Annotated in this window: 20 protein-coding genes; 4 read left to right on the plus strand and 16 right to left on the minus strand. The window is 63.4% G+C overall.

Annotated elements, in window-relative coordinates; all coding sequences use genetic code 11:
- The first annotated feature begins 90 nt into the window (after nt 1-90).
- On the plus strand, nt 91-1,551 hold the full coding sequence (gene selO / locus TZ03_RS17990) for a protein adenylyltransferase SelO (RefSeq protein ID WP_051099559.1): 1,461 nt from the start codon (nt 91-93) through the stop codon (nt 1,549-1,551).
- A 137-nt stretch (nt 1,552-1,688) separates the two neighbouring features.
- Nucleotides 1,689-2,123, plus strand: a complete 435-nt coding sequence (gene trxC, locus TZ03_RS17995; RefSeq protein WP_051099560.1) for a thioredoxin TrxC — start codon at nt 1,689-1,691, stop codon at nt 2,121-2,123.
- Nucleotides 2,124-2,126: 3 nt separating this feature from the next.
- On the opposite strand, the gene TZ03_RS18000 is transcribed toward trxC, so the two are convergent.
- The 4 genes from TZ03_RS18000 to TZ03_RS18015 all read right to left on the minus strand — a co-directional run bounded on the left by TZ03_RS18000 (nt 2,127) and on the right by TZ03_RS18015 (nt 4,726).
- Entirely contained in the window at nt 2,127-2,483 is a 357-nt protein-coding gene (locus TZ03_RS18000) for a helix-turn-helix domain-containing protein (protein ID WP_051099561.1), read from the minus strand.
- Nucleotides 2,473-2,781: a type II toxin-antitoxin system HigB family toxin gene (locus TZ03_RS18005; RefSeq protein WP_051099562.1), complete on the minus strand. Its 309-nt coding sequence runs from the start codon at nt 2,779-2,781 to the stop codon at nt 2,473-2,475. Before TZ03_RS18005 ends, TZ03_RS18000 begins: the two co-directional genes overlap by 11 nt.
- 71 nt (nt 2,782-2,852) lie before the next feature.
- Nucleotides 2,853-3,626, minus strand: coding sequence for a ParA family protein (locus TZ03_RS18010; RefSeq protein WP_051099563.1), 774 nt, complete (start codon nt 3,624-3,626; stop codon nt 2,853-2,855).
- 197 nt (nt 3,627-3,823) lie between these two features.
- Nucleotides 3,824-4,726 (minus strand): LysR family transcriptional regulator, encoded by a 903-nt coding sequence (locus TZ03_RS18015; RefSeq protein WP_051099564.1) that lies wholly within the window; start codon nt 4,724-4,726, stop codon nt 3,824-3,826.
- Nucleotides 4,727-4,891: 165 nt separating this feature from the next.
- On the opposite strand from TZ03_RS18015, the gene TZ03_RS18020 reads away from it, so the two are divergent.
- Entirely contained in the window at nt 4,892-6,079 is a 1,188-nt protein-coding gene (locus TZ03_RS18020) for an MFS transporter (protein WP_236692851.1), read from the plus strand.
- A gap of 115 nt (nt 6,080-6,194) precedes the next feature.
- On the opposite strand, the gene TZ03_RS18025 is transcribed toward TZ03_RS18020, so the two are convergent.
- From TZ03_RS18025 to pilM, 11 genes are all read right to left on the minus strand, one after another.
- Entirely contained in the window at nt 6,195-6,542 is a 348-nt protein-coding gene (locus TZ03_RS18025) for a YgiW/YdeI family stress tolerance OB fold protein (RefSeq protein ID WP_051099566.1), read from the minus strand.
- Between the two features lie 116 nt (nt 6,543-6,658).
- On the minus strand, nt 6,659-7,723 hold the full coding sequence (gene hemE / locus TZ03_RS18030; protein WP_051099567.1) for a uroporphyrinogen decarboxylase: 1,065 nt from the start codon (nt 7,721-7,723) through the stop codon (nt 6,659-6,661).
- 191 nt (nt 7,724-7,914) lie between these two features.
- A complete protein-coding gene (locus tag TZ03_RS18035) occupies nt 7,915-9,333 on the minus strand; it encodes an FAD-dependent oxidoreductase (protein ID WP_003249156.1) in 1,419 nt (472 codons plus the stop codon).
- A gap of 123 nt (nt 9,334-9,456) precedes the next feature.
- Entirely contained in the window at nt 9,457-13,902 is a 4,446-nt protein-coding gene (gene gltB, locus TZ03_RS18040; RefSeq protein ID WP_051099568.1) for a glutamate synthase large subunit, read from the minus strand.
- Between the two features lie 374 nt (nt 13,903-14,276).
- Nucleotides 14,277-15,872, minus strand: a complete 1,596-nt coding sequence (locus TZ03_RS18045) for an SPOR domain-containing protein (RefSeq protein ID WP_051099569.1) — start codon at nt 15,870-15,872, stop codon at nt 14,277-14,279.
- Between the two features lie 15 nt (nt 15,873-15,887).
- On the minus strand, nt 15,888-16,985 hold the full coding sequence (gene aroB / locus TZ03_RS18050) for a 3-dehydroquinate synthase (protein WP_051099570.1): 1,098 nt from the start codon (nt 16,983-16,985) through the stop codon (nt 15,888-15,890).
- 97 nt (nt 16,986-17,082) lie between these two features.
- Nucleotides 17,083-17,601, minus strand: a complete 519-nt coding sequence (gene aroK, locus TZ03_RS18055; RefSeq protein ID WP_051099571.1) for a shikimate kinase AroK — start codon at nt 17,599-17,601, stop codon at nt 17,083-17,085.
- 4 nt (nt 17,602-17,605) lie between these two features.
- Nucleotides 17,606-18,853 (minus strand): type IV pilus secretin PilQ, encoded by a 1,248-nt coding sequence (locus TZ03_RS18060; RefSeq protein WP_152645486.1) that lies wholly within the window; start codon nt 18,851-18,853, stop codon nt 17,606-17,608.
- Entirely contained in the window at nt 18,738-19,799 is a 1,062-nt protein-coding gene (locus TZ03_RS18065; protein WP_082056655.1) for a pilus assembly protein PilP, read from the minus strand. Before TZ03_RS18065 ends, TZ03_RS18060 begins: the two co-directional genes overlap by 116 nt.
- An 11-nt stretch (nt 19,800-19,810) precedes the next feature.
- On the minus strand, nt 19,811-20,347 hold the full coding sequence (locus TZ03_RS18070) for a PilN domain-containing protein (protein WP_051099573.1): 537 nt from the start codon (nt 20,345-20,347) through the stop codon (nt 19,811-19,813).
- Nucleotides 20,344-21,225 carry a type IV pilus biogenesis protein PilM gene (pilM, locus tag TZ03_RS18075; RefSeq protein WP_051099574.1) on the minus strand — a complete coding sequence of 294 codons (882 nt, stop codon included), beginning with the start codon at nt 21,223-21,225 and terminating at the stop codon, nt 20,344-20,346. Before pilM ends, TZ03_RS18070 begins: the two co-directional genes overlap by 4 nt.
- A gap of 194 nt (nt 21,226-21,419) precedes the next feature.
- On the opposite strand from pilM, the gene TZ03_RS18080 reads away from it, so the two are divergent.
- The gene (locus TZ03_RS18080; protein ID WP_414860313.1) at nt 21,420-23,870 is read left to right on the plus strand and encodes a penicillin-binding protein 1A; all 2,451 of its coding nucleotides are present in this window, start codon (nt 21,420-21,422) and stop codon (nt 23,868-23,870) included.
- A 751-nt stretch (nt 23,871-24,621) separates the two neighbouring features.
- On the opposite strand, the gene TZ03_RS18085 is transcribed toward TZ03_RS18080, so the two are convergent.
- A complete protein-coding gene (locus TZ03_RS18085; RefSeq protein ID WP_051099576.1) occupies nt 24,622-25,890 on the minus strand; it encodes a malic enzyme-like NAD(P)-binding protein in 1,269 nt (422 codons plus the stop codon).
- Nucleotides 25,891-25,983 lie beyond the last annotated feature (93 nt).

The following is a 25,983-nucleotide window of genomic DNA, read 5'->3' on the forward strand; positions in this document are numbered from 1 at the left end:
ACTTGAAGTCGGCGTGGTCGGTGTGGGAGCCGGCTTGCCGGCGATGGGCCGCAAAGCGGCCCCCTAGGCATCGATTTCCAGGAGCAGCCCGTGAAAGCCCTCGACCAACTCAGTTTCGACAACCGCTTCGCCCGCCTGGGCGACGCGTTCTCCACCCAGGTGCTGCCCGAACCCATCGCAGACCCGCGCCTGGTGGTAGCGAGCGAGTCGGCCATGGCCCTGCTCGACCTCGACCCCGCCCAGGCCGACCTGGCAGTGTTCGCCGAACTGTTCAGCGGCCACAAGCTGTGGGAAGAAGCCGACCCACGGGCGATGGTCTATTCCGGCCACCAGTTCGGCTCCTACAACCCGCGCCTGGGCGATGGCCGTGGCCTGCTGCTGACCGAAGTACTCAATGACGCCGGCGAACACTGGGACCTGCACCTCAAGGGCGCCGGCCAGACCCCGTACTCACGCATGGGTGACGGCCGCGCCGTGCTGCGCTCGTCGATTCGCGAGTTCCTCGCCTCCGAAGCCCTGCACGCCCTCGGCATCCCCACCAGCCGGGCGCTGTGCGTGATCGGTTCCAGTACCCCGGTATGGCGCGAAACCCGCGAAAGCGCAGCCATGCTCACTCGCCTGGCACAGAGCCACGTGCGCTTCGGCCATTTCGAGTACTTCTACTACACCAAGCAGCCCGAGCAGCAGCGGCTGCTGATCGACCATGTGCTGGAACAGCATTACCCCGAGTGCCGCGATGCCGAACAACCGTACCTGGCCATGTTCCGTACCATCGTCGAGCGCAATGCCGAACTGATCGCCCGCTGGCAGGCCTATGGCTTCTGCCACGGCGTAATGAACACCGACAACATGTCGATCCTTGGCATCACCTTCGACTTCGGCCCTTACGCCTTCCTCGACGATTTCGACGCCAACTTCATCTGCAACCACTCCGACGACCGTGGCCGCTACAGCTACGCCAACCAGGTGCCTATCGCCCACTGGAACCTCAGCGCGCTGGCCCAGGCACTGACCACGGTGATCGAGGTGGAGCCATTGAAGGAAGCGCTGGGGCTGTTCCTGCCGCTGTACCAGGCCCATTACCTGGACCTGATGCGCCGACGCCTGGGCTTGACCAGCGCCGAGGACGACGACATGGCGCTGGTCGAGCGCCTGTTGCAGCGCATGCAGAGCGGTGGCGTGGACTACAACCTGTTCTTCCGCAAACTGGGTGAGCAGCCGGTGGCTGAGGCTTTGCAGGTAGTACGCGACGACTTCATCGACCTGGCCGGCTTCGATGCCTGGGGCGCGGACTACCTGGCCCGCTGCGAGCGAGAGGTCGGTAATGCCGAGGGGCGGCGCGAGCGCATGCATGCGGTAAACCCGCTGTACGTGCTGCGCAATTACCTGGCACAGAAAGCCATCGAAGCAGCTGAAGCGGGGGATTACAGTGAAGTGCGGCAGCTGCACCAGGTGCTGAGCAAACCCTTCGAAGAGCAGCCCGGGATGCAGGCGTATGCCGAACGCCCGCCGGAGTGGGGCAAACACCTGGAAATCAGCTGCTCATCTTGAATTGATGGTGGCTGTACTGGCCCCATCGCCGGCAAGCCAGCTCCCACAGGTACTGCGCCACGCCTGAGGCAAACGGTACCCCTGTGGGAGCTGGCTTGCCGGCGATAGGGCTCGAACAAACAACACAAGGAATTGATATGTCCGAACCACTGGTCATCCCCTGCCCCCACTGCAACGGCCTCAATCGCCTGCCCGCCGAGCGCCTGGGCGACGCGCCGAAATGCGGCCGCTGCAAACAGCAGGTGCTGCTGAGCGCCCCCTTCGAACTCACCGAAGCCAGCTACACCAGCCAGATCAAAGGCGACCTGCCCCTGCTGATCGACGTCTGGGCCGACTGGTGCGGCCCGTGCAAATCTTTCGCCCCCACCTTCGAACAAGCCGCCCGCCAACTGGCCGGCCGCTGCCGCCTGGCCAAGCTCGACAGCGAGGCCAACCGCAACCTGGCCGGGCAACTGGGCATCCGCTCGATCCCCAGCCTGCTGCTGTTCAAGAACGGCCGCGAAGTCAGCCGCCAGGCCGGGGCGTTTCCACTCCAGTCGTTGCTGGAGTGGTTGCGTAGCCAGGGGGTTTAGTTTTCAAGCGCTTGCCAGTAGCGACTCATAGGGAATGCGAAGGCCATCATGCAGGCGCTTGATCATGGAAAGGCTCAGCCCGCGCTTCCCGCTCAATACTTCCGAAACTCGCCCGCTTGGACCGATGTACGGTTCAAGATCTCGTGGCGTAAGCCCCTGCTGATCCATACAAAACTTGATGGCCTCAATGGGATTGGCGGGGTGAATGGGATAGTGCTTGTTCTCGTACACTTCGATCAGTGTCACAAGCACTTCCATTTCATCAGCCTCAGGCGTGCCCGCTTCAGACTGAAAAATGGCTTCGAGGCGCTGGAATGCTGCTCGAAGATCGTCCTCATTACGGATCGGCTTAATATTCACAGATTGTCTCCACGTCAATCTCGTCATAGCGCTTGTGCGTACCGACGAACTTCACCCAGGCAATACCGGCGCGATATTGCATCTCAACCACAAGCCGGTACTTGTTACCCCCGATGTTGAAGACCACGCGGTTGTTGCCACATATGCTGGCGTTGCCAATCTGATCCTTTACATCCTGCGGCGTTCGCCAGACGGCCTTGATCGCTATATCGTGCCAGCTTTCCAAGGGGGCCTTGGCATCCTCAAACCCGGGCAGCTCCCAGAACTTCACCAAGGTGCTTTTGGCAATGACGCGCATCCAAGCAAATCTCCCGTTTTGGGAGATTATGCGTCGGAATCAGAGGTCGTGCAAGGAGGTGGGCTTGATGCCTACTCGCTGCGCTCCAGCAAATCGTGCAACTCGACAAACTGCTGCGTCAGCTTGTGCCTGGGCTCCAGGTGAATCAGCGGCAGGCTGGCATGGTGCGACTCACGCATCTTCACCGAGCTGCCCAGATACACCGGTAGCACCGGCAGCCCTTCGGCCAGCAGTTCGTCGAGCATCTGCTGCGGCAGGCTGGCGCGGGACTGGAACTGGTTGACCACGATGCCTTCGACCAGCAGGTCTTCGTTATGGTCGTCCTTGAGCTCTTCGATCTCCGCCAGCAGGCCATACAGGGCCTGGCGCGAGAAACTATCGCAGTCGAAAGGAATCAGCACGCGATCTGCAGCAATCAGCGCGGAAACCGCATAGAAGTTCAGCGCCGGCGGGGTATCGATGTAGATACGCTCATAGTCCTCGTCCAGCTCGTCGAGCAATTTGCGCAGCTTGTTGATCTTGTGCTTGGCCTCGAGCTTGGGCTGCAGGTCGGCCAGTTCTGGCGTGGCGGTAACCACATGCAGGTTGTCGAACGGGGTTTCGTAGATATCGACCTTGTTCTTCTTGCTGAACGGCCCGCTGGACAGGCTTTGCTTGAAGAAGTCGGCAATACCCATGGGAATGTCCTCGCCGGTCAGGCCAGTGAGGTACTGGGTCGAGTTGGCCTGGGCATCCAGGTCGATCAGCAGGGTCCGGTAGCCTTCATTGGCACTGACCGCCGCCAGGTTGCAGGCGATGCTCGACTTGCCCACGCCACCTTTCTGATTGAACACCACGCGCCGCATGATTGACCTCCGTGTTTCAACGAATGCCCGAGTATGTGGCGGCGCCGCAGCAATGGCCAGTGCCATTTGCCCGGAGCATCAGACTTGTACTGCCTGTCCTGGCCTCATCGCCGGCAAGCCAGCTCCCACAGGGTGACTCAAGAGCGATGCGGTCGGTGTGGGAGCTGGCTTGCCGGCGATGAGGCCAGATCAGGCAACTACATAGATCCGCCAGCCACCTGCCCCGTCAGCAGTTCAGCAAACGCCTTGGCCATGGCCGACCCTCCACGCTCACGCTGCACCAGCCATACGGCCGACATCGCCCCTTCATCGAGCAAGGTGCGATACACCACCCCTTCGATGCGCATGCGCTGGAACGACGCCGGCAGCACCGACACCCCCAGCCCCGCCGACACCAGGCCGATGATGGTCATCGCCTCGCCCGCCTCCTGGGCAAAATGCGGGCTGAACCCCGCCTGCCGCGCCAGGCTCAACAACTGTGCGTGCAAACCGCTGCCGTAACTGCGTGGAAAGAACACGAACGGCTCATGGGCCAGAGCCGCCATGTGCACGCCTTGCTCGGTGCCCTCGGCCAGCGGATGCGAAGCATTGATCACCGCCACCAGCGGCTCACGGAACAATTCGGTGGCCAGCAAGCCTTCCGGCAACGGCATCGGCCGCATCAACCCAACTTCGATGGATTCGTCGAACACCCCTTCGGCGACATCACGGCTGCTCATTTCCTTGAGGTTCAAGTGCACCGCCGGAAAGCGCTGACGGAAAGCATGGATGGCCTTGGGAATCTTCGAAGTGAACGGTGCCGAGGAGGTAAAGCCGATCTTCATCTCGCCCAGCTCACCCAACTGCGCACGCCGGGCCACATCGGCGGCTTTCTCCACCTGCGCCAGTACCTGGCGGGCTTCCTCGAGGAACAGACGCCCCGCCTCGCTCAGCTCGACCCGACGATTGGTACGCTCGAACAACCGGGCCCCCAGCTCCTGCTCCAGCGCCTGGATCTGCTGGCTCAGCGGTGGCTGTGAAATGCCCAGTTGCTGGGCGGCGCGGCCAAAGTGCAGCTCTTCGGCCACGGCGATGAAGTAACGCAGATGGCGCAGTTCCATGATCGGCTCCGAACAGGTCGTTAAACATCTTAAATAGGTCGAACAATATATTGGATCTAATCATTAGCCAGCTATATGCTTTTTTCATTGCGCCAGAGGTACCCGCCCGTGAAAACTGCTGTAGCCCCCCTTCCCGCCGAGCCAGAACCCGCCTCCCTGAACGAAATGTGGATCGAAAAAGGCACCCCCGCCTTCATGAAGACCGTACTGGCCCTGTTCAGCGGCGGCTTCGCCACCTTCGCCCTGCTGTATTGCGTACAGCCGATGATGCCGCTGCTGTCGAAGGAATTCGCCATCAACGCAGCGCAGAGCAGCCTGGTGCTGTCGGTGTCAACGGCGATGCTGGCGTTCGGCCTGCTGATCACCGGCCCCATCTCCGATCGCATCGGGCGCAAACCGGTGATGGTCTTCGCCCTGGTCTGCGCCGCCCTCTCCACCCTGGCCAGCGCGGTGATGCCCAGCTGGGAACTGGTACTGGCCAGCCGCGCCCTGGTCGGCCTGTCGTTGAGCGGCCTGGCGGCAGTGGCGATGACCTACCTGAGCGAAGAGATCCACCCACAGCACATCGGCCTGGCCATGGGCCTGTACATCGGTGGCAATGCCATTGGTGGCATGAGCGGGCGCTTGATCACCGGGGTACTGATCGACTTCGTCAGTTGGCACACCGCAATGCTGACCATCGGCGGCCTGGCCCTGGTAGCCGCGCTGGTGTTCTGGAAAGTGCTGCCCGAATCGCGCAATTTCCGCCCGCAGGCGATGAACCCGCGCAGCCTGCTGGACGGCTTCGTCATGCACTTCAAGGATGCCGGCCTGCCTTGGCTGTTCCTCGAGGCCTTCCTGCTGATGGGGGCCTTCGTCACCCTATTCAACTACATCGGCTACCGCTTGCTGGCCGAGCCCTATCACATGAACCAGGCGCTGGTCGGCTTGCTGTCGGTGGTGTACCTGTCGGGCATCTACAGCTCGGCACAGGTCGGTGCCCTGGCTGACAAGCTGGGCCGACGCAAGGTGTTCTGGGCCAGTATCGTAGTGATGGCGGGCGGCTTGCTGATGACCCTGGCCAGCCCACTGGCGATGGTGATCGTGGGCATGCTGGTGTTCACCTTCGGCTTCTTTGGCGCGCACTCGGTGGCCAGCAGCTGGATCGGCCGGCGGGCGCTGAAGGCCAAGGGGCAGGCGTCGTCGCTGTACCTGTTCAGCTATTACGCCGGGTCGAGCGTGGCCGGTACGGCGGGTGGGGTGTTCTGGCACCAGTGGGGCTGGAATGGCATTGGGCTGTTCATTGGCAGCTTGCTGGCGGTGGCGTTGCTGGTGGCGTTGCACCTGAGCAAGTTACCGCCCAAGACAGCCTGAGCAGGGGGCTGCTTTGCAGCCCATCGCCGGCAAGCCAGCTCCCACAGGATCCCACAAGGCTAATGGCCCGTGAAATACCTGTGGGAGCTGGCTTGCCGGCGATAGGGCCCTCGGATCAGTTGATGATCTCGACAATATCCACATCCACTTCCCGGCTCATCAGGTGCTTCTCCACCTCACCGGTCAGCTTGACCTTGGTCTTGTCATTGAATGGCGTCGGCGGCAGGTCTTCATCGTCGATTTCAACGGTGATGGTGCCGGTGCTGTCCTTGAATTCGTACTTGTCGTCGTTGTTGATCTTCTTGGTCACGAAACCCTGCAGCACCACCGGGGTGTCATCAGCGGCATCGTTTGCGGCAGCCACGGTGGTAACCGATTGCGCGCCAGGGCCGGTGTAGCCAGCAGCCAGGGCGGCAGTGCTGAACAGCGGGGCAAGGATCAGGGCGAGGTAACGAGCTTTCATGAGGATCAGGTCCTGTTTCGGTTTCGATGGGACCAGATTAGCGACGATCGCTGAATTAAAACTTAATGCAACAAAAAGCCCGGCACAGGGCCGGGCGTTTTGTTTCAGCACTCAATTCATTGATGGTACTGCGCCGACAGCTCATGCACAGCATTGATGAACACGCCTGCGTGCTCCGGGTCGACTTCCGGGGTGATGCCGTGGCCCAGGTTGAACACGTGGCCAGTGCCGTGACCGTAGCTGGCGAGGATGCGCGCCACTTCCTGGCGGATAGCCTCAGGCTTGGCGTACAGCACGGTCGGGTCCATGTTGCCTTGCAGCGCCACCTTGTCACCCACGCGGCGGCGGGCGTCGCCGATCTCGCAGGTCCAGTCCAGGCCCAGCGCATCGGCACCGGCTTCGGCGATGCTTTCCAGCCACAGGCCACCGTTCTTGGTGAACAGGATCACCGGTACCTTGCGCCCTTCGTGCTCACGGATCAGGCCACTGACGATCTTGCGCATGTAGGCCAGGGAGAATTCCTGATAGGCCGCTGCCGACAGGTTGCCGCCCCAGGTGTCGAAAATCTGTACGGCCTGGGCACCGGCCAGGATCTGGCCGTTGAGGTAGCTGGTAACCGACTGGGCCAGCTTGTCCAGCAGCAAGTGCAGGGCTTGCGGGTTGTCGTAGGCCATGGCCTTGGTCTTGCGGAAGTCCTTGGACGAGCCGCCTTCGACCATGTAAGTGGCCAAGGTCCATGGGCTGCCGGAGAAGCCGATCAGCGGCACACGGCCATTGAGCTCGCGGCGGATGGTACTGACCGCATCCATCACGTAGCCCAGGTCTTTCTGCGGGTCGGGGATCGGTAGGGCTTCGATGTCGGCCGGGGTGCTGATGACCTTCTTGAAACGCGGGCCTTCGCCGGTTTCGAAGTACAGGCCCAGGCCCATGGCGTCGGGGATGGTGAGGATGTCCGAGAACAGGATCGCCGCATCCAGCGGGTAGCGGTCCAACGGCTGCAGGGTGACTTCGCAGGCGAACTGCGGGTTCATGCACAGGCTCATGAAGTCACCGGCCTTGGCGCGGCTGGCGCGGTACTCCGGCAGATAGCGGCCGGCCTGGCGCATCATCCACACCGGGGTGACGTCTACGGGTTGCTTGAGCAGTGCACGCAGGAAACGATCGTTCTTCAGGGCAGTCATGTCGGCATCCAGCAAAAAAGTGCGGGCATTTTCTCAGACGCCAGCGCAAAAGGCACGGCCGTGGCCATGCGTTTTGTCTATTGGATGCCACAGATCAAGCATTTTTGTATACAAAAGCTTCGCGGGCAAGCCCGCTCCTACAGGAATCGCACGGAACCTGTAGGAGCGGGCTTGCCCGCGAATGCGAACTATCAGACTTCGAGGTAGTCCAGGATACCCTCAGCAGCGGTACGCCCTTCGAAGATCGCCGTCACCACCAGGTCCGAACCGCGCACCATGTCGCCACCGGCAAACACTTTCGGGTTGCTGGTCTGGTGCTTGAACTTGCCCTTCTCCGGCGCCACCACACGGCCTTGGCTGTCCAGCTGGATGCCATGCTGCTCGAACCACGGCGCCGGGCTTGGGCGGAAGCCGAAGGCTATGACCACGGCATCGGCCGGCAGGATCTCTTCGGACCCCGGGATCGGCTCCGGGCTGCGGCGGCCACGGGCATCCGGCTCACCCAGACGGGTCTCGACCACCTTCACGCCTTCGACCTTGTCCTCGCCGACAATGGCGATGGGCTGGCGGTTGTAGAGGAACTTCACGCCCTCTTCCTTGGCGTTCTTCACCTCTTTGCGCGAACCCGGCATGTTGGCCTCGTCACGGCGATAGGCACAGGTCACCGCCTTGGCGCCCTGGCGGATCGAAGTACGGTTGCAGTCCATCGCGGTGTCGCCACCACCCAGCACCACTACCTTCTTGCCCTGCATGTCGACGAAGTCTTCCGGCGACTTCTCGAAGCCCAGGTTGCGGTTGACGTTGGCGATCAGGAAGTCCAGCGCGTCATGCACGCCCGGCAGGTCCTCACCGGGGAAACCGCCCTTCATGTAGGTGTAGGTGCCCATGCCCATGAACACTGCGTCGTACTCGGCGAGCAGTTGTTCCATGGTCACGTCCTTGCCCACTTCGGTATTCAGGCGGAACTCGATGCCCATGCCGGTGAAGACTTCGCGGCGGTTGCTGAGCACGGTCTTTTCCAGCTTGAACTCGGGGATGCCGAAGGTCAGCAGGCCGCCGATTTCCGGGTTCTTGTCGAACACCACCGGGGTCACGCCAGCGCGCACCAGCACATCGGCGCAGCCCAGGCCGGCCGGGCCGGCACCGATGATGGCGACGCGCTTGCCGGTTGGCTTGACCTTGGACATGTCCGGGCGCCAGCCCATGGCGAACGCGGTGTCGGTGATGTACTTCTCCACCGAGCCGATGGTCACCGCGCCAAAGCCGTCATTCAGGGTGCAGGCCCCCTCGCACAGGCGGTCCTGCGGGCATACGCGACCGCACACTTCCGGCAGGGTGTTGGTCTGGTGCGACAGCTCCGCCGCGGCCAGGATGTTGCCCTCGGAAACCAGCTTCAACCAGTTGGGGATGAAGTTGTGTACCGGGCACTTCCACTCGCAATACGGGTTACCGCAGCCCAGGCAGCGGTGAGCCTGCTCCACGGACTGCTGCGGCTTGAACGGTTCGTAGATTTCCACGAACTCCTTCTTGCGCTGGCGCAGCAGCTTTTTCTTCGGGTCCTTGCGGCCCACTTCGATGAACTGGAAGTCGTTGTTCAGACGTTCAGCCATTTTTCAAAACCTCTTTACAGCAGCTGCAAGCTACAAGCTGCAAGCCGCAAGACGATCACTTAAGCCGGGCAAACCTCGTACTGCTGTTACTTGCAGCCCGAGGCTTGCCACTTGCAGCTGTTGTTACTGCGGGTTGGCACGGGTGCTGGACAGCAGTTGCTTCAGGTTGGCTGCCTTCGGCTTGACCAGCCAGAAGCGCCGCACGTAGTCGTCCAGGTTCTCCGAGAGCTCACGCCCCCACTCGCTGCCGGTCTCTTCCACATACTCGGCAAGGACCCGCGCCAGGTGGCTGCGGTAGGCCTCCATCGCTTCGCCACTGATACGCTGGATTTCCACCAGCTCGTGGTTGAGCTTGTCGACGAAGGTATTGTCCATGTCGAGCACGTAGGCGAAGCCGCCAGTCATGCCAGAACCGAAGTTGTAACCGGTCTTGCCCAGAACGCAGACAAAGCCGCCGGTCATGTATTCACAGCAGTGATCGCCAGTGCCCTCGACAACAGCGTGGGCGCCGGAGTTACGCACAGCGAAGCGCTCGCCCGCAGTACCGGCGGCGAACAGCTTGCCACCGGTGGCACCGTACAGGCAGGTGTTGCCGACGATGGCGCTGTGCTGGGTTTCGAACGGGCTGCCGGCTGGCGGCACGATGGTGAGCTTGCCACCGGTCATGCCCTTGCCGACGTAGTCGTTGGCGTCGCCTTCCAGGTGCAGGTTCAGGCCACCGGCGTTCCACACGCCGAAGCTCTGGCCGGCAGTGCCTTTGAAGCGGAAGGTGATCGGCGCCGCAGCCATGCCCTGGTTGCCGTGCAGGCGGGCGATTTCGCCCGACACACGCGCACCGATGGAACGGTCGCAGTTGCAGATGTCGAGGCTGAACTCACCACCAGCCTGGTCGCGGATGGCCGGCAGGGCCATGTCCACCATCTTCTCGGCCAGCTCGCCCTGGTCGAACGGCGGGTTCTTGTCGACTTCGCAGAACTGCGGCTTGTCAGCCGGAATGTGCGAACTGCCCAGCAGCGGCGACAGGTCCAGGTACTGCTGGCGCTCGGTGTCGCCTGGCAGTACGTCGAGCAGGTCGGTACGGCCGATCAACTCGCCGAGGCTGCGCACGCCCAGCTTGGCCAGCCACTCACGCGTTTCCTCGGCGACGAAGGTGAAGAAGTTGATCACCATGTCGACGGTGCCGATGTAGTGGTCCTTGCGCAGCTTGTCGTTCTGCGTGGCTACACCGGTGGCGCAGTTGTTCAAGTGGCAGATGCGCAGGTACTTGCAGCCCAGGGCGATCATCGGCGCGGTGCCGAAGCCGAAGCTTTCGGCGCCGAGGATGGCTGCCTTGATCACGTCCAGGCCAGTCTTCAGGCCGCCATCGGTCTGTACCCGTACCTTGCCGCGCAGGTCGTTGCCGCGCAGGGTCTGGTGGGTTTCGGCCAGGCCCAGCTCCCACGGGGCGCCGGCGTACTTGATCGAGGTCAGCGGCGAAGCGCCGGTACCACCGTCGTAGCCAGAGATGGTGATCAGGTCGGCATAGGCCTTGGCCACGCCAGCGGCGATGGTGCCGACGCCGGCTTCCGCTACCAACTTGACCGACACCAGCGCCTGCGGGTTGACCTGCTTGAGGTCGTAGATCAGCTGGGCCAGGTCTTCGATCGAGTAGATATCGTGGTGCGGCGGTGGCGAGATCAGGGTCACGCCCGGTACCGCATAGCGCAGCTTGGCGATCAGGCCGTTGACCTTGCCGCCTGGCAGCTGGCCGCCCTCGCCGGGCTTGGCGCCCTGGGCAACCTTGATCTGCAGCACTTCGGCGTTGACCAGGTATTCCGGGGTCACACCAAAGCGGCCGGTGGCCACCTGCTTGATCTTCGAGCTGCGGATGGTGCCGTAGCGCGATGGGTCTTCACCGCCCTCACCGGAGTTGGAGCGCGCGCCCAGGCGGTTCATGGCCTCGGCCAGCGCTTCGTGGGCTTCCGGCGACAGTGCGCCCAGCGAGATACCGGCGGAGTCGAAGCGCTTGAGGATGGCCTCCAGCGGCTCGATCTGCTCCAGCGGCAGCGGCTGGTCGGCCACCTTCACCTTCAGCAGGTCGCGGATCATCGACACCGGGCGCTGGTCGACCAGCGTGGTGTATTCCTTGAACTTGGCGTAGTCGCCCTGCTGCACGGCGGCTTGCAGGGTGTTGACCACGTCCGGGTTGTAGGCATGGTACTCGCCACCGTGGACGAACTTCAGCAGGCCACCTTGCTGGATCGGCTTGCGCGCGCTCCAGGCTTCGGCAGCGAGCAGCTTCTGGTCGCTTTCCAGGTCTTCGAAGCGCGCGCCCTTGATGCGGCTGGACACGCCCTTGAAGCTCAGGCCGACCACTTCCTCGGACAGGCCAATGGCTTCGAACAGCTGCGCACCGCGGTACGAGGCGATGGTGGAGATACCCATCTTCGACAGGATCTTCAGCAGGCCCTTCGAGATGCCCTTGCGGTAGTACTTGAAGACTTCGTCCAGGTCGCCCAGCACTTCGCCGGTGCGGATCAGGTCGGCCAGCACTTCGTAGGCCAGGTACGGATACACGGCCGAGGCACCGAAGCCCAGCAGCACGGCGAAGTGGTGCGGGTCGCGAGCGGTAGCGGTTTCCACCAGGATGTTGCTGTCGCAACGCAGGCCCTGTTCGGTCAGGCGGTGATGCACCGCACCAACGGCCAGCGAGGCATGCACCGGCAGCTTGCCCGGGGCGATGTAGCGGTCGCTCAGCACCAGCTGGGTCTTGCCAGCGCGCACGGCTTCTTCGGCCTGGTCGGCGATGTTACGAATGGCCGCTTCCAGGCCGACGCTCTGTTCATAGTTGAGGTCGATCAGCTGGCGGTCGAAGCCTTCGCGCTCCAGGTTCATCAGCGAACGCCACTTGGCGGGCGAGATGACCGGCGAGCTGAGGATTACCCGCGAAGCGTGCTCCGGGGATTCCTGGAAGATGTTGCGCTCGGCGCCCAGGCAGATTTCCAGGGACATGACGATCGCTTCGCGCAGCGGGTCGATCGGCGGGTTGGTCACCTGGGCGAACTGCTGGCGGAAGAAGTCGTACGGCGACCGCACGCGCTGCGACAGCACAGCCATCGGCGTGTCGTCCCCCATCGAGCCGACCGCTTCCTGGCCTTGCTCGCCGAGCGGGCGCAGCACCTGGTCACGCTCTTCGAAGGTGACCTGGAACATCTTCATGTATTGCTTGAGCTGGTCAGCGTCGTAACTGGCCACGCCCTGGTCGTCGGTCAGCGTCGCCTGGATGCGCGTGGCGTGCTGACGCAGCCAGCGCTTGTACGGGTGGCGCGACTTCAGGCGGTTGTCGATGGCGTCGGTGTCGAGGATCTGGCCCGTTTCGGTGTCCACGGCGAGGATCTGCCCTGGGCCGACACGGCCCTTGGCCAGGACTTCCTCAGGCTGGTAACCCCATACGCCGATTTCCGAGGCGATGGTGATGTAGCCATTGGTGGTAGTCACCCAGCGCGCCGGGCGCAGGCCGTTACGGTCGAGCAGGCACACCGCGTGGCGGCCTTCGGTCATGACGATACCGGCCGGGCCATCCCACGGCTCCATGTGCATGGAGTTGTATTCGTAGAAGGCGCGCAGGTCGGCGTCCATGGTCTCGACGTTCTGCCAGGCTGGTGGTACCAGCATGCGCACGCCGCGGAACAGGTCGATGCCGCCGGTGACCATCAGTTCCAGCATGTTGTCCATGCTCGAGGAGTCGGAACCGACGCGGTTGACCAGCGGGCCGAGCTCTTCGAGGTCGGGGATCAGGTCGTTGGCGAACTTGGTGCGACGGGCCATGGCCCAGTTGCGGTTGCCGGTGATGGTGTTGATCTCGCCGTTGTGGGCGAGGAAGCGGAACGGCTGCGCCAGCGGCCATTTCGGCAGGGTATTGGTGGAGAAGCGCTGGTGGAACACGCAGATCGCGGTTTGCAGGCGCTCGTCATCCAGGTCTGGATAGAACGCCGCGAGATCGCGCGGCATCATCAGGCCTTTGTAGATGATGGTCTTATGCGAGAAGCTGCAGATGTAGTGGTCGGCGTCGTGCGCGTTGGCCACCGACGAGCGGCGACGGGCACTGAACAGCTTGATGGCGAATTCCTGGTCGCTCAGGCCTTCACCGCCGATGAACACCTGCTCGATCTGCGGCAGGCGCTCCAGGGCCAGGCGGCCAAGCACGCTGGTGTCGATCGGCACCTTGCGCCAGCCGACCAATGTCAGGCCTGCAGCAAGGATTTCGCGGTCCATGTTGGCGCGGGCGGCTTCAGCTTTGACCGGGTCCTGGTTGAAGAACACCATGCCGACGGCGTACTGCTTGGGCAATTCGACGGCAAAATGCTCCTGGGCCACGGCGCGCAGGAATTGATCGGGCTTCTGCATGAGCAGACCGCAACCGTCACCGGTCTTGCCGTCGGCGTTGATGCCGCCGCGGTGGGTCATGCAAGTCAGTGCTTGCATGGCGGTTTGCAGAAGGTGGTGGCTCGGTTCGCCCGTCATATGGGCAATCAGGCCAAAACCACAGTTGTCCTTGAATTCTTCGGGATGGTACAGACCTGTTTTCATAGACACTTTCTCACCAGGTTCACCTCTCAACGGAGGTAAATCTCTTTTTTAACAACCACTTACCATCCACGCCGATCAAACGCCAGCTTTTTTGCGGTGGTCATGGAAAACCATTGTTGCACAGCGACAGCGATGCCCACAAATTTTCATGTCTCACCATTGAAAATTTATGTCGCAATTTTGAATGTTTTTACGCCATGCGCCGTGATATCGGCTTGGCTTGAGTCTGAAGCGTTTCAGCCATGACTGCAACTAAAGGCTTGTGGCCGGCAGTCCGGGACAGAAAAGCCTGCCGCGCTCAGGCGCAGCAGGCTAGACGAAAAGTCAGGGTCGCTTAGCAACTGGGCGGCTGGGGTGGTGCCGCCCGGCAGGTATCAGCGGGCCGAGGCCAGCTCTTGTTGGACGCTGGCGACGGTACGTGGCCAAGGTTTACCAGCCTGGACCTTCGCTGGCAAGTTCTTGATTGCCGCAACCGCTGCATCACGATTGGCGAAGCTGCCGTAAGTGACGACGTACAGCGGCTTGCCCTGCAGGTTTTTCTTGAAGTAGCGATAGTCGCCACCCTGGGCCTTGACGAACGCCTGGGCCGAGGCTTCAGAGCTGGTACCCAGGATCTGCACCACGTAATTGCCCGGCTTCTGCCCGGTGTACCAGCCGCTGTTGCCACTGCCAGCGGCCGCAGGCTTGGCTGCCGGCTTGGCCACCGCGACCTGGGTGGGCGCCGGGGCAGGCTTGGCAGGCGCAACCGGTTTGGCGGGCTGGGTTGCGACAGGCTTGGGCGCAGGCGCAACCGGCTGCGCCGGCGCACTGGCCACAGGCTGCGCTGGGGCCGGGCCAGCTGGCACACCTTGCGGCGGCGCGATGGTGGTCACGGTGGGCGGCGGGTTGCCAGGTTGCAGGGCGGTATCACCGGCAGGGCTGCCCTCTTCACCCTCGCCCATGCCCGCAGCCTGGGCCAGCGGCTCGCGCATCACCGGCTGCGACTGGCCGACCAGCGGCAGTGGCATTGGCTGGGACGAGCCCGAGAACTCGATGGCCGGGTTGCCGCCATTTGCCCCGCCCTCGCCAAGCGGCAACTGGGCCTGGGCGGTCGGCGCCTCGGTGGGGGCCTTGTCGCCTTTCTTGGGCATCAATACCGCGGCCGCAACGGCGACCACGACCACAGCGGACAGCGCGAGCACATGTTTTTTAGGCATCTTGAACCCCATGGTTGGTCGCTTGGCCGTCGAGCGGCTGGCGATCATGGCTTCGATCAACGTGTCACGGGCGACCTGGTTGATGTTGCCAGGCCAGCCGTCGGAGTTTTCATGGATATCGACGATCTGTTCACGGGTGAACACCTCGATGCCCCGGCCAGCCCCTTCCAGGCGCTGCTCCAGGTACTCGCGGGTTTCTTCCTCGCTGTAGGGGGCAAGTTCGATGATGTGGAAGCGTTCTTCCTCGACATTGAGCTCATCCAGCCCGGCAATCAGCGACGGCTCACCGAACAGGAACACATGCGGGCGCCCTTCCGGTACACCCGCTGCCAATTCCAGCAATGCTTGGAGTGCCGACTCGTCGAGTTGTTCCGCATCATCCACCAGCAAATATACTTCCTGCCCGGTCAGTGCCAGTTGCACCACCTTGGACAGGATCGCCTGCATTTCGGCCTGGGCCACGTCCAGGGATTGCGCGACCTGGCCGAGCACGCTGGCGGCATCGCTGGCACCACGGGCAGACACCACCACGCTCAGTACCGCCTGCTTGTTGGTGCTGGCCACCAAGGCCTGGCGCAGCAACGTCTTGCCACTGCCCAGCGGGCCGCTGACAACCAGCATCAACTGGCTGTAGCGAGCCAGATGGTGCAGTTGGCCAAGCACGGGCTTGCGTTGGGCCGGGAAGAACTTGAAGCCGGGCACGCGGGGCGCGAACGGATCATGGCTCAACTGGTAATGGTCGAGAAAGGCCTCATCGGCATGCAAACTGGTCATTGCGCTGTCACAACCTCAAAGCTGGGCCACGATCGCGCGGTAATCCGCCGACAGCGTGGCCTGAAGAATCTCTTTCGGATAGTCGTCGGTCACCACGGCCTCGCCCATCTGGCGCAGCAGCACCAGACGCAGCCGACCGTCGAGCACCTTCTTGTCGACCGCCATGTGCTCCATGAAATGCGCCGGGGTCATTTCCTGTGGTGGCACCACCGGCAAACCTGCGTCCTGCAACAGGCGGATTCCGCGATCCCGCTCGGCCTGGTCGATCCAGCCAAGACGCATGGACATTTCCAGGGCCATCACCGTGCCCGCCGCAACGGCTTCGCCGTGCAGCCAGACGCCGTAGCCCATGTGGGTTTCAATGGCATGCCCGAAGGTATGCCCCAGGTTCAGCGTGGCGCGCACGCCAGACTCACGCTCGTCGGCCCCCACCACCGCGGCCTTGGCCGCGCAGGAGCGGCGGATGGCTTCGGTCAGGGCTGCAGGGTCGAGGCTGCGCAAGGCCTGCATATTGTCGTCCAGCCAGGCCAGGAACGGCTTGTCGCAGATCAGGCCGTACTTGATCACTTCGGCGAGGCCGGCGGACAGCTCGCGCGCGGGCAGGGTCTTGAGGCTGGTGGTGTCGATCAGTACCGCATTGGGCTGGTAGAAGGCACCGACCATGTTCTTGCCCAACGGGTGGTTGATGCCGGTCTTGCCGCCCACCGAGGAGTCGACCTGGGACAGCAGGGTGGTCGGCACCTGGATGAAGTCGACGCCACGCTGGTAGCAGGCGGCGGCGAAACCAGCCATGTCACCGATCACGCCGCCACCCAGGGCGACCACGGTGGTGCGGCGGTCGTGCCGGGCGCTGAGCAGGCCATCGAAGATCAGCTGCAGGGTTTCCCAGTTCTTGTAGGCTTCGCCATCGGGCAACACCACCGGCAGCACCGAATAGGCACCCAGGGTCTTGCTCAGGCGTTCGAGGTACAAGGGCGCGACGGTCTCGTTGGAAACGATGGCGACCTGCCGCCCGGCAATGTGCGGCGCCAGCAGCTCGGGCTGGTCCAGCAGGCCTTCGCCAATGTAGATCGGGTAGCTACGCTCGCCCAGGTCGACCTTTAGTGTCTGCATGTATCCCCACAATGTACTTGGGCGCGGCGCCGTTCGGGCGACCCACGCGGTAACGTTGAACCTCGCCTCGGCACTGGTGGCCGAGAATAGTCCCGGGCTAACGGGGCGGCAACTGCTGCAAGCGTTCGAGAATATCGATCACCACCATGCGCGGCGGCCGCTCGTCGGTTTCCACCACCAGGTCGGCAATCTCGCGGTAGAGCGGATCGCGGGTTTCCAGCAGGGCGCGCAAGGTCGCCTCGGGATTGGCAGTGCGCAGCAAAGGGCGATTACGGTCGCGTGCGGTGCGACCAACCTGCTGCTCAACCGAGGCATGCAGGTAGATCACCCGCCCTCCCCGGTGCAACGCCTGGCGGTTGGCTTCGCGCATCACCGCGCCACCGCCGGTCGCCAGCACCACGCCGTCGAGCGCGCACAGCTCGGCGATCATCGCTTGCTCGCGGTCACGGAAACCCGGCTCGCCTTCCTTGTCGAAAATCCACGGGATGTTGGCGCCGCATCGCAGTTCGATTTCCTTGTCGGAATCCTTGAACAGCAGGCGCAGCTCTTTGGCCAAAAGGCGTCCAATGGTGCTTTTACCAGCGCCCATGGGCCCCACAAGTATCAAATTTCGCACAGAATCAACGACTCACAGCAATCGCCTGGTCACTCATGATACGCGGAGTCAGGAAGACCAGCAGCTCGGATTTTTTCTCTTGTAGTACATCGCGTCGAAACAGCCGCCCAACATACGGCAGATCGCCGAAAAATGGCACCTTGTCGACCACATTGTTTTGCGAAGTCGAGTACACGCCACCGATCACGATCGTTTCGCCGTCAGCCACGCGAATCTTGGCATTGACCTCGTTCTTGCGGATCGGCGGTACGTTGTTCAAGGCATTGACGTAATCCGGCTCGTCCTTGGTCACCCTGACAGCCATGATCACCTTGTTGTCCGGGGTGATCTGCGGGGTCACCTCCAGCGACAGCGAGGCCTCGCGGAACGATACCGAGGTGGCGCCGCTCTTGCTGGTTTCCTGGTATGGCACCTCGGTACCCTTGAGGATCCTGGCTGTTTCCTTGTCGGCCGTGACCACCTTGGGCTGCGAGATGATCTCGCCGTTGCCGCTTTTTTCCATGGCACTGAGTTCGAGGTCGAGCAGCACGCCTCCGCGCAGCAGCCCCAGGCCGATGCTGCTGCCGGCCCGCTCTACCCCAAGGTCCACGAACAGTTCTTTGCCCGGGCGCGGGATTTCACTGTATAGAGGCCCGCCCCAGCGCACCCCCAGGCTCTTTTCATAATCGACGTTGGCCTCGACGATACGCGCCTCGATCGCCACCTGGCGCACCGGCACGTCCAGCTGCGCCACCAGTTGCCGCAACTCGGCAAGCCGATCGGCAGGCTGGTGCAGCACCAAGGTGTTGGTGCGCTCATCGACACTCAAGCTGCCCCGTCCGGCAAGGGCACTGTCATCCGCCAGGTTCGCCAGCAGCAGTTCCGCCAGCTCGGCGGCCTTGGCGTGGTGGATGGGCAGCAATTCCCGGCGTAGCGGCTGCAACTGTGCGTCCAGCGCCTGGCCCACCCGGGCGTCGAACGAATGCGCGGCAAACTCTGCCGCAGGCGCCACCAATAGCACATTGCCCTCCTGGCGCCGGGCCAGGCCCTTGCTACGCAGCACCAGGTCCAGCGCCTGGTCCCACGGCACATCCTGCAAACGCAAGGTGACACTGCCCTGCACAGCATCACTGGCGACCAGGTTGACGCCGGCATAGTCAGCCAGCACCTGCAACACCGAGCGTACCTCCACGTCCTGGAAGTTCAACGACAGGGGTTCGCCCTGGTAAGACGCCGCCGACGCCAGCGGGGTCGACAGCAGGGTTGCCAACACCCATTTCATCAACGTTTTCATCCTGGTCCGGGGCCTCCTTGCCCAGGCGCTTTGCGAGCGTGATGAACGCCGTGCGTTCGTGCCACACCCCCGCCATGAATAGCCGTTCGCGTACTTCGACCTGGTGTTGGTCGATGCGCGCCACCACACCTTCGTTACGCCCGAGCCGGTCGCCTGGGCGCACGCGATAGAGCCTGCCAGCCGCCATCAACAGTGCTTCGTGCGCGGCCCCGCGCGACAGGCTGCCGACCATCTCCAGCTGCGCCAGCGGCACACTGGCCAGCCCGGCGCTCGACAAGCGCTTCGCCCCGGGCGCAAACGGGTCGAGCGCAGGCGCCGTCGTTGCAGCCCTGGCCGGTATACGCGCGAGCACAGCAGGTGCTGGCATGGGCGCCGGCGCCTGGAAGGCATCGACCTGCAACTGCAAACGCAGCAGCCCGGGCTGGCCATTGGCTGCAGCCAGGCTCATGTCGCCGCTGCGCAGCACACGGGCCTGGCCCAGCCAGTCGTCCAGCCACTGCCGCAGGGCCGCGTAACGCCCCACCACCTGCAGTTCCAGCGGTACCTTGCGAAAACCAACCTGCTGCTCGTCTTCATGTACATCGAGCCGCTCGATGAGCAGGCCATGCGCGTGCCCCGAGGCCGCCAGGCGCTCGAGCAGGTCGCTCATGCCCTCCCCGGCAGCCAGGTGCCAGTGCGCTTCCTGCAACCGCTGTTGAGCAATAGCCACAGACGCCTGGAGCTGCTCCAGTTCGGCCACCTGCGCGGTACTGGCTGACAGCTGTTCGCTCAACTCGGCATGCCTGGCCTGCTCTTGCGCCTGCTGCTGCAACAATGCCGGCAGGCGCACCACGCAACCCAGGCCGAACAGCACCGCCACCACCAGCACGGGCGCTACCTGCCTGAAACGGCTGGAGCGCTCGACCAGCGCCAGCCAGGCGAGCATCTGTGTCGCCCTCATGACCAGAACGCCGAAACACGCGCGGTCAGTAGAAATTCATCACCGCCCGGCAGGCTTCTGATGCGCTTGAGCTCCAGATCGAGCAAAACGCTCGAACGGTCCAGGTCGCGCATGAACTGGGCCACCACGGCGCCGGAGGCGGCTAGCCCGGTCATCTGCAGGTGGCCGTTTTCAAGACTGAGGTCGAGCAGCTGCATACCTGCTGGCAACGCCCCCTCGAGCTCGACGAACATACCGGCCAGAACACCCTGATGCGCGCGCAAGCCCTCCAATGCCACCGAACGGGCGAGTAGCGCCTGATGCTGCGCATGCACATCAGCCAGCGGCTGCAGTTGCTCGGCCAGCAGCCCAAGGGCAACCTGGTGCTGGGTATTGGCCAGCACCTGTTGCTGCCCGCGCTGGCGAGCCAACTGGTCGACCAGCATCACAGCGCACAGGGCCAGCAGCGCAGCGGCAACCAGTTGGGTGCGAAAACGCCGAAGCACTGCCTGGCGCTGCCGCTCGCGCCAAGGCAGAAGGTTCAGCCGCATCATGGCCGCAACCCTCCCAGTGCCAAGGCGCAAGCCAGGATCATTGCACCATCGATGCGCTCCAGACCTGCCAGGCCGGGTACCAGCCGGCATGGCAGGTTCAATTGGGCGCCAAGGCTTTGCAGCCAGCCCGGTTCGATCGGCGCACGGCTGGCGATCAACAGGCTCGCGGGCAAGGGTTCACCGGCCAGCAGGGCAAGCAGACGCTCCGGCAGCAGCCCCGCTAGCGGCGGCCCCCGCAGCTCCAGCTCACGCCGTAGATGCGGCCGCCACGACTGCCAGCCATACAGGGTCGCGCTGTGTGTTTCGAGGCGCAGCAATGCCGAACCTTCGCGGTCGCCCCGCGGTAGCATGCGATGCAGGGCGATGCTGTCGACCTCGACGGCCTCCAGTTGCAGCCCGGCTTCCGCGACAAGCGCTTCGAGCGGCGCCAGCGCACTCTGCCGACAGGCCGCCACCATCACCTCGGTGCATCCCGGTTGAGCGCTGGATGCGCCCATGACCTGAAAATCCAGGGCCAGGTCCTCCAGCGGAAACGGAAACAGCCGCTCGGCATCGGCCAGCAACTGGGCCTCCAAGTCTGCCTCATCCTGCTCCGCCGGCAGGTGGCACGCCTTGCAGATCACCTGGCTGGCCGGCAGCGCCAGCGCCACCCGCTGCTGCCTGAGGCCTGCGCGTCGGTAGGCACGCTGCAGGGCTGCCACCACCACGGCCGGCTCCGCCGCCCAGTCCTTGCCAGCCGGCGGCTCGAACGGTTCCTGTGCCCAGGCAACCACCCGGCAGCGCTGGTTGCGCCGCTGCAGTTGCAATACCCGAACGGCATCAGGGGCAATTTCCACCCCCACGAGTGAACCGGCATCCTTGCCGAAGCGTCCAAGCATCGCGGCTTCCTTGCTGCCTGTCGCAGCTGTCTGTCGCAACCCCGCGCAAACCCTAGGCCCCGGCTACCCATCGAGGCGACGGGTAGCCTGGCCGGTAACCCGGAGAGGCGAAAAAATGCGTATAATGCCCAGCGTTTTTTGGTCCGCCGGACCTGCGTGCAATCCACTCCCAACCTGGACACCGAAAAGCCTTGATACGTCTGCTGAAGTTCTTCTGGTGGTCTTCCGTCGCAGTCATCTGCGCGCTCGTACTCGGTGTGAGCGGTGCGTTTCTGTATCTTAGCCCCAGCCTGCCCTCGGTCGAGTCCCTCAGAAGCATCCAGTTGCAGATCCCCCTCAGGGTGTACAGCAGCGACGGCAAGCTGATTGCCGAGTTCGGCGAAATGCGCCGCTCGCCAATCCGCTTCTCGGAAATTCCACCACAGTTCATTCAGGCGCTTCTGTCAGCCGAGGACGACAATTTCCTCAACCACTACGGTGTCGACCCCAGCAGCCTGATGCGCGCCGCGACTCAGCTGGTGAAAACCGGGCATATCCAGACCGGCGGCAGCACCATCACCATGCAGGTGGCGAAGAACTTCTTCCTCACCAGCGAGCGCAGCTTCTCGCGCAAGACCAACGAGATCTTGCTGGCCCTGCAGATCGAGCGTGAGCTGACCAAGGACGAGATCCTCGAGCTGTACGTGAACAAGATCTACCTGGGTAACCGCGCCTACGGCATCGACGCCGCCGCGCAGGTGTACTACGGCAAGTCGATCCGCGACGTGAGCCTGGCGCAGATGGCGATGATCGCCGGCCTGCCCAAGGCACCGTCGCGCTTCAACCCGCTGGCCAACCCGGTGCGCGCCAAAGAGCGCCGCGACTGGATCCTCGGCCGCATGTACAAGCTGGGCAAGATCGACGAAGCCAGCTACCAGGCCGCCCTGGCCGAGCCGCTCAACGCCAGCTACCACGTGCCCACGCCTGAAGTGAATGCGCCTTACATCGCCGAAATGGCCCGTGCCGAAATGGTCGGCCGTTACGGCAGCGACGCCTATACCGAAGGCTTCCGCGTCACTACCACAGTGCCCAGCGACATGCAGGAAATGGCTAACAAGGCCATCCTCAACGGCCTGTCCGACTACGACGAGCGCCATGGCTATCGCGGCCCCGAAGCACGCTTCCCGGGGCGCACCCAGGCCGCCTGGCTGCAGGAACTGGGCAAACAGCGCACCCTTGGCGGCCTGGAGCCAGCCATCGTCACCGAGGTCGAAAAAACTGGCCTCAAGGTACTGACCCGTGGCGGCCAGGAAGAACTGGTCGCCTGGGACACCATGAAATGGGCGCGCCCGTTCATCAATAGCAACTCCCTGGGCCGTGCGCCGCAGTCCCCGGCAGACGTGGCCCAGGTCGGCGACCTGGTGCGCCTGCAGCGCCTGGAGGATGGCACGCTCAAGCTCAGCCAGGTGCCTGGCGCGCAGAGTGCGCTGGTCACTCTCGACCCTTACAATGGCGCCATCCGCGCGCTGGTCGGCGGCTTCTCGTTCGAACAGAGCAACTACAACCGCGCCATGCAGGCCAAGCGCCAGCCAGGTTCGAGCTTCAAACCGTTCATCTACAGCGCCGCCCTGGACAGCGGCTATACCGCCTCCAGCCTGGTCAACGACGCACCGATCGTGTTCGTCGATGAGTCCGTGGACAAAGTGTGGAGACCGAAGAACGACACCAACACCTTCCTTGGCCCGATCCGCATGCGCGAGGCGTTGTACAAATCGCGCAACCTGGTGTCGATCCGCCTGCTGCAAGCCATGGGCGTGGACCGCACCATCGACTACATTGCCAAGTTCGGCTTCAACAAGCAGGACCTGCCGCGCAACCTGTCGCTGGCACTGGGCACCGCCACCCTGACCCCGATGGAAATCGCCACCGGCTGGAGCACCTTTGCCAACGGCGGCTACAAGATCACCCCGTACCTGATCGAGCGCATCGAGAGCCGCAGCGGCGAGACGCTGTTCACCGCTAACCCGGCCCGCGTACCACAAGGCGCCCAGGACCAGGCGGGCTTGGCCGCACCCGAGCAGCCGATCAGCACCGCAGCCATGCCGGCCGAGGCACCTTCGGCCTTCAGCCAGGTTGCCGCTGCTCCACAAGCGCCGGCCGTGGCCGAACAGATCATCGACGGGCGCACCACCTACATCCTCACCAGCATGTTGCAGGACGTGATCAAGCGCGGTACCGGCCGCCGGGCGCTGGCCCTGGGCCGCACCGACCTGGCAGGCAAGACTGGCACCACCAACGAGTCCAAGGACGCCTGGTTCTCGGGCTACAACGCCGATTACGTGACCACCGTGTGGGTCGGTTTCGACCAACCGGAAACCCTGGGCCGTCGCGAGTATGGCGGCACGGCGGCACTGCCGATCTGGATGAGCTTCATGGGAGCAGCGCTCAAGGATAAGCCCGCGCATCCGCCAGCGGAGCCGGAAGGCATCCTCAGCCTGCGCGTCGACCCGATCAGCGGTCGCGCCGCCTCGCCGAGCACGCCGAATGCCTACTTCGAGCTGTTCAAGGCCGAAGACTCGCCGCCGTCGGTGGACGAGCTGGGCAACGGCGCGGCACCGGGTAGCCCGCTGCCCGCCGACGAAGCGGCGCCGATGGATCTGTTCTAAGGGCCCTCGAAGACAACGCTGACCTTGTGGGAGCGGCTTTAGCCGCGAACACCGGCAAAGCCGGTGGCATCCACCGCACTGGATTCTTCGCGGGTAAACCCGCTCCCACAGGTACTGTGCAGGTTTCGGGCGCACGCCACCCCTGTGGGAGCGGCTTTAGCCGCGAACACCGGCAAAGCCGGTGCCATGCACCGCACTGGATTCTTCGCGGGTAAACCCGCTCCCACAGGTACTGTGCAGGTTTCGGGCGCACGCTACCCCTGTGTGCGGCTTTAGCCGCGAACACCGGCAAGGCCGGTGGCATCCACCGCACTGGATTCTTCGCGGGTAAACCCGCTCCCACAGGTACTGTGCAGGTTTCGGGCGCACGCTATACCTGTGTGCGGCTTTAGCCGCGAACACCGGCAAAGCCGGTGCCATCCACCGCACTGGATTCTTCGCGGGTAAACCCGCTCCCACAGGTACTGTGCAGGTTTCGGGCGCACGCCACCCTTGTGGGAGCGGCTTTAGCCGCGAACACCGGCAAAGCCGGTGCCATTCACAGCGCTGGATTCTTCGCGGCGGTTCGACGCCTCGACACGCCCGCTCCCACAGGTACTGTGCAGGTTTCGGGCTCACGCTATACCTGTGGGAGCTGGCTTGTCGTGGCGACGAACCGCGGCGATGGACTGCAAAGCAGCCCCAAAATCCGACAGACAACAAAAAGCCCCGGCTCATGCGAGCCGGGGCTTTTTGTGTCGCTCAGCGGCTATCAGCCGTTGAACACTTCATCCACGCTGGTCAGCGGGTAGTGCTTCGGATACGGCAGGGTAGCCACGCCGGACTCGATGGCAGCCTTGGCCACAGCGTCGGAGACGACGGTGATCAGACGTGCATCCAGTGGCTTCGGAATGATGTACTCACGGCCGAACTCCAGGCCTTGAACACCGTAAGCGTCGCAGACTTCCTTCGGCACCGGCAGCTTGGCCAGGTCTTTCAGGGCGACGGCGGCGGCGATCTTCATTTCTTCGTTGATGCGCTTGGCGCGAACGTCCAGGGCACCACGGAAGATGAACGGGAAGCCCAGCACGTTGTTGACCTGGTTCGGGTAGTCGGAACGACCGGTAGCCATGATCACGTCGCTGCGGGTGGCATGTGCCAGCTCTGGCGAAATTTCCGGGTCCGGGTTCGAGCAGGCGAACACGATCGGGTTGGCGGCCATCGACTTCAGGCCTTCCGGGCTGAGCAGGTTCGGGCCGGACAGGCCTACGAACACGTCGGCACCGTCGAGGGCGTCGGCCAGGGTGCGCTTGTCGGTGGCGTGGGCGAACTGCGCCTTGTACTGGTTCAGGTCGTCACGGCCAGCGTGGATCACGCCGCTGCGGTCGATCATGTAGATGTTCTCGACCTTGGCACCCATGCTCACCAGCAGCTTCATGCAGGAGATGGCGGCAGCACCGGCACCCAGGCAGACGATCTTGGCGTCTTCGAGTTTCTTGCCAGCGATTTCCAAGGCGTTGATCATGCCGGCCGCGGTCACGATGGCGGTGCCGTGCTGGTCATCGTGGAACACCGGGATGTCGCACTGTTCGATCAGGGTGCGCTCGATTTCGAAGCACTCTGGGGCCTTGATGTCTTCGAGGTTGATACCGCCGAAGGTGATCGAGATGCGGCGAACGGTATCGATGAACGCTTGCGGGCTTTCCGACTCGACTTCGATGTCGAATACGTCGATACCAGCGAAACGCTTGAACAGAACGCCCTTGCCTTCCATGACCGGCTTGGAAGCCAGTGGGCCGAGGTCACCCAGACCGAGGATGGCGGTGCCATCGGAAATCACCGCAACCAGGTTGCCTTTGCCGGTGTATTTGTAGGCCAGCTCCGGATCACGGCCGATTTCACGCACCGGCTCTGCAACACCTGGGCTGTAGGCCAGGGCGAGGTCACGGGCGGTGGCAGTGGGCTTGGAGAGTTCGACGCTCAGTTTCCCCGGACGAGGTTGAGCGTGATATTCGAGAGCGGCGGTTTTCAGGTCTGACATGGTGGGCATTCCGCTATTTACTGTTCTGACGGACCGCCGAGGATACGCAAAGAGCCGGGGAGTCACAAGACTGGTCGGTCACTTGTGTCAAGG

This window comes from Pseudomonas sp. 10-1B (genome assembly GCF_000935045.1).
Lineage (GTDB): Bacteria > Pseudomonadota > Gammaproteobacteria > Pseudomonadales > Pseudomonadaceae > Aquipseudomonas.

Coding starts and splice junctions, on each gene's coding strand:
- trxC (WP_051099560.1), top strand. CDS start 1,689: ATGTCCGAACCACTGGTCATCCCCTGCCCCCACTGCAACGGCCTCAAT.
- aroB (WP_051099570.1), bottom strand. CDS start 16,985: ATGCAGACACTAAAGGTCGACCTGGGCGAGCGTAGCTACCCGATCTAC.
- TZ03_RS18015 (WP_051099564.1), bottom strand. CDS start 4,726: ATGGAACTGCGCCATCTGCGTTACTTCATCGCCGTGGCCGAAGAGCTG.
- hemE (WP_051099567.1), bottom strand. CDS start 7,723: ATGACTGCCCTGAAGAACGATCGTTTCCTGCGTGCACTGCTCAAGCAA.
- TZ03_RS18020 (WP_236692851.1), top strand. CDS start 4,892: ATGTGGATCGAAAAAGGCACCCCCGCCTTCATGAAGACCGTACTGGCC.
- TZ03_RS18005 (WP_051099562.1), bottom strand. CDS start 2,781: ATGCGCGTCATTGCCAAAAGCACCTTGGTGAAGTTCTGGGAGCTGCCC.
- pilM (WP_051099574.1), bottom strand. CDS start 21,225: ATGCTTGGACGCTTCGGCAAGGATGCCGGTTCACTCGTGGGGGTGGAA.
- TZ03_RS18085 (WP_051099576.1), bottom strand. CDS start 25,890: ATGTCAGACCTGAAAACCGCCGCTCTCGAATATCACGCTCAACCTCGT.
- TZ03_RS18065 (WP_082056655.1), bottom strand. CDS start 19,799: ATGCTCGCCTGGCTGGCGCTGGTCGAGCGCTCCAGCCGTTTCAGGCAG.
- TZ03_RS18025 (WP_051099566.1), bottom strand. CDS start 6,542: ATGAAAGCTCGTTACCTCGCCCTGATCCTTGCCCCGCTGTTCAGCACT.
- TZ03_RS18010 (WP_051099563.1), bottom strand. CDS start 3,626: ATGCGGCGCGTGGTGTTCAATCAGAAAGGTGGCGTGGGCAAGTCGAGC.
- TZ03_RS18070 (WP_051099573.1), bottom strand. CDS start 20,347: ATGATGCGGCTGAACCTTCTGCCTTGGCGCGAGCGGCAGCGCCAGGCA.
- gltB (WP_051099568.1), bottom strand. CDS start 13,902: ATGAAAACAGGTCTGTACCATCCCGAAGAATTCAAGGACAACTGTGGT.
- TZ03_RS18045 (WP_051099569.1), bottom strand. CDS start 15,872: ATGACCAGTTTGCATGCCGATGAGGCCTTTCTCGACCATTACCAGTTG.
- TZ03_RS18035 (WP_003249156.1), bottom strand. CDS start 9,333: ATGGCTGAACGTCTGAACAACGACTTCCAGTTCATCGAAGTGGGCCGC.